The sequence below is a fragment of the Streptomyces phaeoluteigriseus genome, assembly GCF_001896135.2.
Lineage (GTDB): Bacteria > Actinomycetota > Actinomycetes > Streptomycetales > Streptomycetaceae > Streptomyces > Streptomyces phaeoluteigriseus.
Genome location: NZ_MPOH02000016.1, coordinates 261256 through 270673, shown reverse-complemented (window position 1 = coordinate 270673; position 9418 = coordinate 261256). Strand labels below are relative to the sequence as shown.

The 9418-nt window shown below is 72.8% G+C and carries 8 protein-coding genes; 5 read left to right on the top strand and 3 right to left on the bottom strand.

Going from position 1 to position 9418, the window contains the following annotated elements:
- Positions 1-981, top strand: a 981-nt coding sequence (locus BM536_RS25930) for a protein phosphatase 2C domain-containing protein (protein ID WP_094103574.1), incomplete at its 5' end; no start/stop codon positions are given.
- 74 nt (positions 982-1055) lie between these two features.
- Complete coding sequence (locus BM536_RS25925; protein WP_073499155.1) at positions 1056-2798, top strand: pyruvate dehydrogenase; 1743 nt, start codon at positions 1056-1058, stop codon at positions 2796-2798.
- A gap of 4 nt (positions 2799-2802) precedes the next feature.
- Here the strand turns inward: BM536_RS25925 and BM536_RS25920 are convergent, their stop codons facing one another.
- Positions 2803-4230 (bottom strand): helix-turn-helix domain-containing protein, encoded by a 1428-nt coding sequence (locus tag BM536_RS25920; RefSeq protein WP_094103573.1) that lies wholly within the window; start codon positions 4228-4230, stop codon positions 2803-2805.
- A gap of 186 nt (positions 4231-4416) precedes the next feature.
- Between BM536_RS25920 and BM536_RS25915 the strand changes: the two genes are divergently transcribed.
- Both BM536_RS25915 and BM536_RS25910 read left to right on the top strand, forming a co-directional pair.
- Complete coding sequence (locus BM536_RS25915) at positions 4417-5028, top strand: hypothetical protein (RefSeq protein WP_073499153.1); 612 nt, start codon at positions 4417-4419, stop codon at positions 5026-5028.
- Positions 5029-5388: 360 nt separating this feature from the next.
- Positions 5389-5874 carry an ATP-binding protein gene (locus BM536_RS25910; protein WP_079275255.1) on the top strand — a complete coding sequence of 162 codons (486 nt, stop codon included), beginning with the start codon at positions 5389-5391 and terminating at the stop codon, positions 5872-5874.
- 90 nt (positions 5875-5964) lie between these two features.
- Here BM536_RS25910 and BM536_RS25905 read toward each other — a convergent pair whose 3' ends face one another.
- Both BM536_RS25905 and BM536_RS25900 read right to left on the bottom strand, forming a co-directional pair.
- A complete protein-coding gene (locus BM536_RS25905; protein WP_073499150.1) occupies positions 5965-7008 on the bottom strand; it encodes a DUF2637 domain-containing protein in 1044 nt (347 codons plus the stop codon).
- A gap of 303 nt (positions 7009-7311) precedes the next feature.
- On the bottom strand, positions 7312-8160 hold the full coding sequence (locus BM536_RS25900; RefSeq protein ID WP_094103572.1) for a (2Fe-2S)-binding protein: 849 nt from the start codon (positions 8158-8160) through the stop codon (positions 7312-7314).
- Positions 8161-8281: 121 nt separating this feature from the next.
- On the opposite strand from BM536_RS25900, the gene BM536_RS25895 reads away from it, so the two are divergent.
- Positions 8282-9202 carry a GntR family transcriptional regulator gene (locus BM536_RS25895; RefSeq protein ID WP_094103571.1) on the top strand — a complete coding sequence of 307 codons (921 nt, stop codon included), beginning with the start codon at positions 8282-8284 and terminating at the stop codon, positions 9200-9202.
- Positions 9203-9418: the final 216 nt, after the last annotated feature.

Here is a 9418-nt window from a genome sequence, read left to right as displayed (position 1 = left end):
CGCAACGGGCCGCCCCCGGCCCAGCCCTATCTCGGGTCCGGGCCGCCCACCTACGACGCCGAGCCGACCGCGCTGCCGGTCGCCGATCCGGACCGGCTGCACGACCTGGTCGCGGACACCGTCCTGGACGGGGCCCGGTACGGGGCCTGCACGTTGCGGGCCGCGTCCGTGCGCGGGGACTCCGCGCGCTACCGGGGCGAGCCGCGCCGCGACTCGTTGCTCACCGCCCGCTTCGGCACCGGCGACCAGGCGCTGCTCCTGGTCGCGATGGCGACCGGCGCCCGTGCCACGCCGGGCGCGCACCGGGCGGCCGCCGAGGTGTGCCACTGGATCGGCCGGGCCGTGGGCCGCAGCCAGGCCCGGCTCGCGCAGGACATGCGGGCCGCCCGGCGGGCGGACCTGAAGTCGGGGCTGCACCGTCTCACCGACCGCAGCCTGGGCCGCCTCCGCGCCAGCGCCGCCGAACAGGGCCTGGACCCCGAGGAGTACGCGGCGGGCCTGCGCTGCCTGCTGCTGCCCGCCGACCCGGCCTGCCGTGTCCGGGTCTTCTTCGGCGTCGGCCCCGGCGGGCTGTTCCGTCTCCGGGACGGCGAGTGGCGGGACATCGAGCCGCCGGTCGGCGAGGTCGCCGGCGGGCCGGTGGTCGGCTTCGGCGCGCTGCCCGCCGAGACCCCCGAGGGCGACCGGCTCACCATGGACTTCGGCATCCCCACCCCGCCGAGCCCGTACGAGCCGGCCCCCGGGCCGCCCCGCGAACCCTTCCGGTTCCGGGCTTCCGTCGCCCGCCCGGGTGACACCCTCCTGATGTGCACCGACGGCCTCGCCGAACCGTTCCGCGGCGAGCCCGACCTCCCCGCCCACCTCGCCCGGCGGTGGTCCGCGCCCAGCCCGCCGGGCCTCGCCGCGTTCCTCGCCGACAGCCAGACCAGGGTCAAGGGGTACGCGGACGACCGTACGGCCGCCGCAGTGTGGGAGGCGTGAGACGGTCCGCTGTGGATTGATGGAACCGGAGGAATCCGAAGGATCTACGGAGACCGAAGGGGCACAAGAGCATCATGGCCAAACAGAACGTCGCCGAGCAGTTCGTCGACATCCTCGTCCGCGCCGGAGTGGAACGCCTCTACGGCGTCGTCGGCGACAGCCTCAACCCGGTGGTCGACGCCGTCCGCCGCAACTCCGCCATCGACTGGGTGCACGTCCGGCACGAGGAGACCGCCGCGTTCGCCGCCGGTGCGGAGGCGCAGATCACGGGCAAACTGACGGCCTGCGCCGGCTCCTGCGGACCGGGCAACCTGCACCTCATCAACGGCCTGTACGACGCCCACCGCTCCATGGCGCCGGTCCTCGCCCTCGCCTCCCAGATCCCCTCCAGCGAGATCGGCCTGGGCTACTTCCAGGAGACCCACCCCGACCGTCTCTTCCAGGAGTGCAGCCACTACAGCGAGCTGATCTCCAGCCCGAAGCAGATGCCGAGGCTGCTCCAGACCGCCATCCAGCACGCGGTCGGCCGCAGCGGGGTCAGCGTCGTCTCCCTCCCCGGCGACATCGCCGCCGAACCCGCGCCCGAGAAGGCGGCGGAAACCGCTCTCGTCACCTCCCGGCCCACGGTCCGCCCCGGCGACGCCGAGATCGACGAGCTGGTCCGGCTGATCGACGCGGCCGACAAGGTCACCCTGTTCTGCGGCAGCGGCACGGCGGGCGCGCACGCCGAGGTGATGCAGTTCGCGGAGAAGATCAAGTCACCGATCGGCCATGCGCTGCGGGGAAAGGAGTGGATCCAGTACGACAACAAGTTCGACGTCGGGATGAGCGGCCTCCTCGGCTACGGCGCGGCCTATGAGGCCACCCACGAGTGCGACCTGCTGATCCTGCTCGGAACCGACTTTCCCTACAACGCCTTCCTGCCCGACGACGTCAAGATCGCCCAGGTCGACGTGCGGCCCGAGCATCTGGGCCGGCGCTCCAAACTGGACCTCGCCGTCTGGGGCGACGTGCGCGAGACCCTGCGCTGCCTGATTCCGCGCGTGCGGGAGAAGAAGAACCGGCGTTTCCTCGACAAGATGCTGAAGAAGCACGCCGACGCGCTCGAAGGCGTCGTCAAGGCGTACACCCGCAAGGTGGAGAAACACGTTCCCATCCACCCCGAGTACGTGGCGTCCGTCCTCGACGAGCTCGCGGACGAGGACACCGTCTTCACGGTCGACACCGGCATGTGCAATGTCTGGGCGGCCCGTTACATCACGCCCAACGGGCGCCGCCGGGTGATCGGTTCCTTCTCCCACGGTTCGATGGCGAACGCGCTTCCCATGGCGATCGGCGCGCAGTTCACCGACCGGGAGCGGCAGGTCGTGTCGATGTCCGGCGACGGCGGGTTCTCCATGCTGATGGGCGACTTCCTCACCCTCGTCCAGTACGACCTGCCGGTGAAGGTCGTCCTGTTCAACAACTCCTCGCTGGGCATGGTCGAGTTGGAGATGCTGGTCGCCGGACTGCCCTCCCACGGCACCACGAACAAGAACCCGGACTTCGCGGCCGTCGCCCGCGCCTGCGGTGCCCACGGTGTGCGCGTGGAGAAGCCGAAGGATCTCCCCGGGGCGCTCAAGAGCGCTTTCAAGCACAAGGGCCCGGCGCTCGTCGACATCGTCACCGACCCCAACGCCCTGTCCATCCCGCCGAAGATCAGCGCCGAGATGGTGACCGGGTTCGCCCTGTCCGCCTCGAAGATCGTGCTGGACGGCGGGGTCGGACGCATGGCCCAGATGGCCCGCTCCAACCTGCGCAACGTCCCGCGTCTCTGAGGCCCTACTGGTACGGCGCCCACCGGCGCGCGGAGGTGTCGTACATGTAGCGGGGCAGACCCGTGATGCTCCTGGTGCGGAAGGGACGGCCGTGGTCGTCGATGCGCACCGTGCCGGTGCGGCCCTCGGAGGACCAGTCCAGTTCCAGGTACCAGGAGCAGTCGCAGCCCTCCGTGCGCGCGGTGACCAGCAGCACCTCCGGGTCCGTCGCGGACACCCGGTACGGCATCCGGACCGCCGGGATCGGGGTGCCGGTGTCGTTGCCGGCGACCGGGCGGGCGATCGGGCGGTCCCGGTCCAGGTCGACGGCGAAGTAGCGGGGGCTGATCGAGCCGCCGCAGCCCTGGTCCATGGCGTACACGTTGCCGGGGGCCGGGTCGCCACGGCCGACCACACGGACGCGGAGCGCCGTCAGGACGACGGCCGTGGAGCTGCGGCCCTGCACCGCGATCTCCACGTCGGTCTCGCGCCCGTGCACCGCGCCCTGGGCCGCGGCCCACGGCGCGGCGTCCTGCGCGGCCGGGGGCGGCGGGACCCTGGCGGGCGGCTGGACGACGACGTAGTCGTGACTGCAACCGAGCGCCCAGACCTGGGAGTCGGCGGTCCAGGTCAGCGGGACCGTCGTGTCCTCGGGCGTGCTCCCTCCGGGGGCGGGCGGCTCCGGCGTCCCCGGCGTGGGCGAGGCACCGCCCGGCGTGGGCGAGGGGGAGCGGCTCGGGGAGGCCGTCGACGAGGGACGCGGAGCCGCCGGGGCCGTCGTACGGGCCGGTGCGGAGACGGACGTCTCCGACGAGGACGACGGCGAGGGCGGGGAGGCTGACGAAGGCCGGTCGGCCGGGAGCGCGGACAGCGTGCCGAGCGTCGCGAGGAGCGCGCAGGTGACGGCCGCGAGCAGCGCGGTACGCCGACGCCCGTACCAGGGCCGCGGCGGCCCACCGACCGACCCGACCGCTCCTTCCGCCTCCGCCCCACCAGCCTCCGCCTCGTCAACGGGACCGGTCTGTGTGGCCGCCGTTCCCGGCTCCGTCGTCGCCGCCGCGCGAGGCCGTGCCGCCTGGCGGACCGCCACCGCCCGCAGCCATCGGCGGTGCAGTTCGAGTCGTTCCTCGGGGGTCGCCCCGCTGAACTCCGCGAGCCGCTCCACGGGCGCGAAGTCCTGCGGTACGGCCTCGCCGGCGCAGTAGCGGTGCAGCGTGGAGGTGTTCATGCCGAGGCGGCGCGCCAGGGAGCCGTAGCTCCGCCCCGTACGCTCCTTCAGCTCCGTCAGCAGTGCCGCGAACTCCGCGACCTCGTCCCCGCCGTCACCGGTCGACACCGTTCCTCCGTACTGGTCGTCGTCCCCGCCGCAGTGCTCGCAGTCGTACTCGACGTTGCCCTCGAGATCGTGCTCACCGTCGTTCCGCCCGGCCCGGGTGCCATCCCAGGCACTCATATACCTGCACGTCAGATGGGCTGGGATGGTTCCATGCCCGTCGGCCGGGTGCCGGAGCTTGCCCGGGCCACGGCGACCGCAGATGCTGGTGCCATCGCCGCCGAGCCGAGCCGGACCGACCATCCGGAATCGGCGGCGGCCGTACCGAACCATGCGTCCGACAGCACTCATTCACGGGGGACACCCATGCCCAACCGCACCCGAACGGCAGCGCTCACCGCACTCGCCACCGCGGGCCTCGCCCTCGGCACCGTACTCGCCGTACCGGCCGGCGCCGCTGAGAGGGCGCCGGGATTCCTCGCCGCCGGGGACCTGCCGCCGCATCCGTCCTCGTCCTGGACGGCCGACCGGGTCAAGGGCGGTGTCCCGGACTCGCTGCTCGGTTGTGTGACGGACGCCCTGCCCGGCTACGACGCCCGCCACCGGGAGTTCCGCACCGACCTCGACACCGGCGCCGTACAGGTCACGGTCGTCGTCGGCGGCGCGGCGAAGGCGAAGGCGCTCCAGACCCGTCTGAACAAGGAGATGCGCACCTGCGCCACGGAGATCGAGCAGAACGATCCCGAGACGGAGGCCGCCGTGAAGGACTACGGCAGCGTCGCGGTCGAGGAGGGCGCCCGCGTCCACGGCCTGCACACCGTGACCTCCTGGGGCGCCACCGACGTCCACCTGCTGTCCGTCGGCCGCGACGGCCGGACCGTGACCCTTGTGCAGTGGGGGCAGATGGGTGACTTCGGGGACGCGCCGGTGAAGGCCTTCAAGAAGACGACGGTCACGGCCGTCGACAAGCTCCGCTGACCGCTCGGCCAACTGAAGAGAGGGGGCCGCGGGCCCTCCCGCCACGGGGGTCGGGAGGGCCGCGGCCCGCGCCGACGAGTACGCCGACGACCGGACGGCATGCCGCGCGTGGAACGCGCGGCCACGGATCGAGGGCGCCGAGGAGAGCTGATTCCGGCCAACTTCGCGCGCCGGTGCCGGGACCGGGCAGCGCCGCCACCGCGTCGCGACCCGGCGGGGGAGCCCTGGGGCCCGCCCGGACATGGCCGAACACCTGGTCGTCGACGATCCGAGATGACTGGCCCGTCGCCCGAAGGGGCAAGCATCCCGTGAACGTGTTCGAGCAGGAGGGAAACCGACATCGGCACGCGGGCGGGGGTCATGAAGAGGCAGGCACGAGGCAGCGGTTCGACCGTGATCGCGAACACCTCGGCGAGGAAACAGACAGTGCAGGACACGGCGGACGGCGGCGAGCGGGGGCCGGTGTCCCAGCTCCGGCGCAGACTCGGGCGGGCCGACCTGAGGGCCGTACCCGAGACGCGCCGGGCGCTGCGCGAACTGCTGCGGCACTGGGGGAGGCCCGGACAGTCGGAGACCGCGGAACTGCTCACCAGCGAACTCGTCACCAACGCGCTCGTCCACACCGACCAGGACGCGTACCTGACGGCGACCGTCGGACCGGACTGTCTGCGGGTGGAGGTGCGGGACTTCGTGGCCGGCCGGCCACAGCCGCGCCGACCGGACCCCGGCGACGCCACGCACGGCCGGGGCCTGGCCCTGGTGCAGTCCCTCGCCGACGCGTGGGGCGTACGGCCGCACGCGACCGGGAAGGCGGTCTGGTTCGAACTGGGCGCCGAAATGGCGTGAGCGACAGGACCGGTGGGGAAACGGGACAACGGGAAGGGGGCGCGACTTCTTCCGTCGCGCCCCCTTCCCGTAACCGCTCATGCCGGCTCGTCAGCCGAACTGCTGCTCCAGATCCTTGAGCTTGCGCTCCAGGGAGTCCAGACGCGGCAGGGCCATGGTGTCGTCCTCCGCGGTGAGGTCGACGGTGATCGGGTCAGTGCTCTGACGGACGGGCTGGAGGGAGGGCCGCGAACGTACGGGCAACTGTTCCGGCGAGCTCGCCGCTATGGCAGGCTCCGCGGGAACGCGTTCCGTGGCCCGCTCCAGGGTGGCCTGGGCCTCCAGCTGCCGGCTGCCGCGGCCCGGGAACCCGCGGTGTCCGCGGCTGATCGCCTTGAGCTGGGCGCGCTCCACACGGTCCTGCTCGCGGCGGCGCAGGCGCGCCGCCTCCTTCTGCCGCTTGTCCTCGCGCACCTCGTCGACGGCCTCGTCCAGGCTGCGCACGTTCTCCAGGAGCATCAGCGACCAGGCCCTGTACGTCTCGCGGGGGGCCCGCAGCCAGCGCACGACACGGATCTGGGGCAGCGGACGCGGCACCAGGCCCTGCTCGCGCAGCGCGGCCCGGCGGGTCTGCTTCAGGGCACGGTCGAACAGGACGGCGGCCGACAGGGACATGCCGGAGAAGAACTGCGGGGCGCCGTCGTGGCCGAGACCGCGGGGGGCGTGCACCCAGTTGAACCAGGCAGCGGCACCCGCGAACGTCCATACGAGTATCCGGGAGCCCAGGGCCGCGTCACCGTGGCTGGCCTCGCGCACGGCGAGCACGGAGCAGAACATCGCCGCCCCGTCCAGGCCGAACGGCACGAGGTACTCCCAACCGCCGGTCAGGTTCAGGTTCTGCCGGCCGAAGCCGACCAGGCCGTGGAAGGAGAGCGCGGCGGCGACCGCCGCGCAGCAGAACAGCAGGACGTAGGAGGCGGTGCCGTATATGGCCTCCTTGCGCCTGCGGCGCTCTTCGGTGCGCTCCCACGAGTCGTCGCTCGCGTCCCCTGAGGAGCGCTTTCCGCGCGCGAGCACCGCCACCGCCGCCAGCATGCCCAGGAGCAGCACGGCGCCCGGAAGCAGCCAGTTCAGCGATATGTCGGTCAGTCTCATCTGGGGTCCCTTGCATTGGGATAGGGCGTAACGCCCGCCATAGTGGCCCAATCCCGCCGTCCCTCAGGGGGTTTCGGGGCAAGAGGCCGCCAAGGAGGTGCAAGGGGATGCCCAGGGCGACGATCTGCTCGAACTGCCGCTTGAGGGGCGGGAGTTGAGTTCGAATAAGACTACCCGTACGGGTGGTTCCACGGAAAGTTCCCGTGGCGAGTGAGGAAGTAGTGAAACACCCGTGACCGGTGCGGGGAATCTCGTTCGGGTGATCTTACGGGACGCGGGGTGCCGGACCGACCTGAGGGGGTCTCAACTCATGGCGAAGGTCGTGAGCTTGGCGACCCGGTCCGTGTCGCAGGTGCGCGGGCAGGTGGCGCAGGTGTCCTCGGGGCGCACCGTGTAGAACATGCAGCAGCTCGCCCGGTCCCGGGTGGGCAGCGCCCGCCCGTCCGGTCCGGTCAGTTCCCGGAAGGCCGCCGAGCCGACGTACGGCCGGGTCGCGCCCGGCAGCAGCAGCTCCAGTTCGTGCCGGGCGCGGTCGCCCCCGCCCTCGCCGAGCAGTTCGCCGACGTACCACAGGCCCTCGACGATCTCGTCCGTGACCATGCCCCACAGGGCGCGGCCGCGCCGCCGGGTGCGCGGGCCGAAGCCGGCCAGTACCGGCTCGTGGTGCTCGGCGACGGCGGCCCGTACCTCCGCGCGCAGCGCCTCCTCGTTCGGGACCACCCGGGCGCCGGGCAGGGCCGCCGCCGGGTCGCCCGGCAGGCAGGCGAACGAGTCGGGCGTGCGGACGGCCATCCGCATCCCGCCGCCGGTGCGGTCGTAGGAGACGTGGGTCACGGGGAGGCGCGGGACCCGGCGATACAGGAACCAGGGGACGGTGATCAGCAGACAGGCGGGCCAGGCGTACCGGTGCAGTCCGAAGCCGGCCACGACGTCCGGCCGGGCCGGCTGCCCGTAGTCACGCACCACCTGGGCGTCGTCCCAGGCCAGGAACGCGTCCAGGTCCGCGCCGCCCTCCGCGAGCGCGGCCGCCGACACCCAGCCGCCGCCGCGCGGGGCCGGCTCGTCGTGCCCCAGTTCCCTGATGGCGAGGCCCGGGCAGGCCTCGGCGAGGCGGGCGTACGCGTCCGACACGGCCGACGGGCGTATGGGCATACCGGGACCACCGATCCGACAAGGAGTCAAAGGTAAGCCTTACCTTACCCAATATGTTCGGGATTTGAACTGGCGGCCGGTACGCCTACAGTGCTTGACGGACGAGTAACAACCAGCCGTAATGACCCCAAGTACCGATACGTCCGGAGGAGGCCCCGTGGAGCGGAGCGCGCAGGGCTTTGCCGGCACTGGGATCCCCGGCGCGGGGCCACGGGTGCCCGCGCAGCCCCGCGCCGCGGAGTGCGACCGGGGCGTCCCGGAGACGGACCGGGGTGCGCAGGAGCGGGGTGCGCAGGAGGGGGACCGGGGTACGCCGGGCATCGCCGCCGGTGACCGGATGTCCGGGCCCGACGGTGGTTCCGGAGCCGTACGCGGCGAGCACACCCACAGCGAGACCCCCTTCCCGCGCCCCCGGCCCCTGGTCCAGCGGTCCTCCGTCCGCGGCCAGATCCTCGACGCCCTGCGCACCGCGCTCGTCACCGGTGAGCTGCTGCCCGGCGAGGTGTACTCGGCGCCGGCGCTCGGTGAGCGCTTCGGCGTCTCAGCGACCCCGGTCCGCGAGGCGATGCAGCAACTGGCCCTGGAGGGGGCCGTCGAGGTCGTGCCCAACCGGGGGTTCCGGGTGATCGTGCGCGGTACGCGGGAGCTGGCCGAGCTGGCCGAGGTGCGGGCCCTGATCGAGGTCCCCGTGATGCTGCGGCTCGCCCGCACCGTCCCCGCCGCACGCTGGACGGAACTGCGCCCCTTCGCCGACGCGACCGTCCGCGCCGCGACCACCGGCTGCCGGGCCACCTACGCCGAGTCCGACCGCGCCTTCCACCGCGCGGTGCTCGCCCTGTGCGGCAACGACCAGTTGGTCTCCATCGCGGAGGACCTGCACCGCCGGTCCCAGTGGCCCCTGGTGGGCGGCCCCGTGTCGCGCGGCCGGGCCGACCTGGTGGCGGACGCGGCGGAACACCTGACGCTGCTGGAGGCGCTGGGGGCGGGGGACGTGGACGTGGTGCGGGCGCTGGTGCGGGAGCACTTCGCGGGTTCACGCTGAGGGACCGGGCCGACCACCACTCGTCGGGTTGGTCCGACCCGGTCCCTCGGCGCGGGCCCCGGACCCCTACGCACGGCCGCGTCGACGAGCGCCAACTGCCGCGCCGCTGATGCTGATACGCCCCTCCGAGGCCGGGCCGGAGTTCGCTCCCTGGCCCGGCCCTTACGCCGTAGCCGTCGGTGGGGGCGCCAATTGCCGTGCCGGTCATGTTGATAC

What these genes read in the sequence shown, in the direction of transcription:
- BM536_RS25925 (WP_073499155.1), top strand. Translation starts at nt 1,056, where the DNA reads ATGGCCAAACAGAACGTCGCCGAGCAGTTCGTCGACATCCTCGTCCGC.
- BM536_RS25920 (WP_094103573.1), bottom strand. Translation starts at nt 4,230, where the DNA reads ATGAGTGCCTGGGATGGCACCCGGGCCGGGCGGAACGACGGTGAGCAC.
- BM536_RS25915 (WP_073499153.1), top strand. Translation starts at nt 4,417, where the DNA reads ATGCCCAACCGCACCCGAACGGCAGCGCTCACCGCACTCGCCACCGCG.
- BM536_RS25910 (WP_079275255.1), top strand. Translation starts at nt 5,389, where the DNA reads ATGAAGAGGCAGGCACGAGGCAGCGGTTCGACCGTGATCGCGAACACC.
- BM536_RS25905 (WP_073499150.1), bottom strand. Translation starts at nt 7,008, where the DNA reads ATGAGACTGACCGACATATCGCTGAACTGGCTGCTTCCGGGCGCCGTG.
- BM536_RS25900 (WP_094103572.1), bottom strand. Translation starts at nt 8,160, where the DNA reads ATGCCCATACGCCCGTCGGCCGTGTCGGACGCGTACGCCCGCCTCGCC.
- BM536_RS25895 (WP_094103571.1), top strand. Translation starts at nt 8,282, where the DNA reads ATGACCCCAAGTACCGATACGTCCGGAGGAGGCCCCGTGGAGCGGAGC.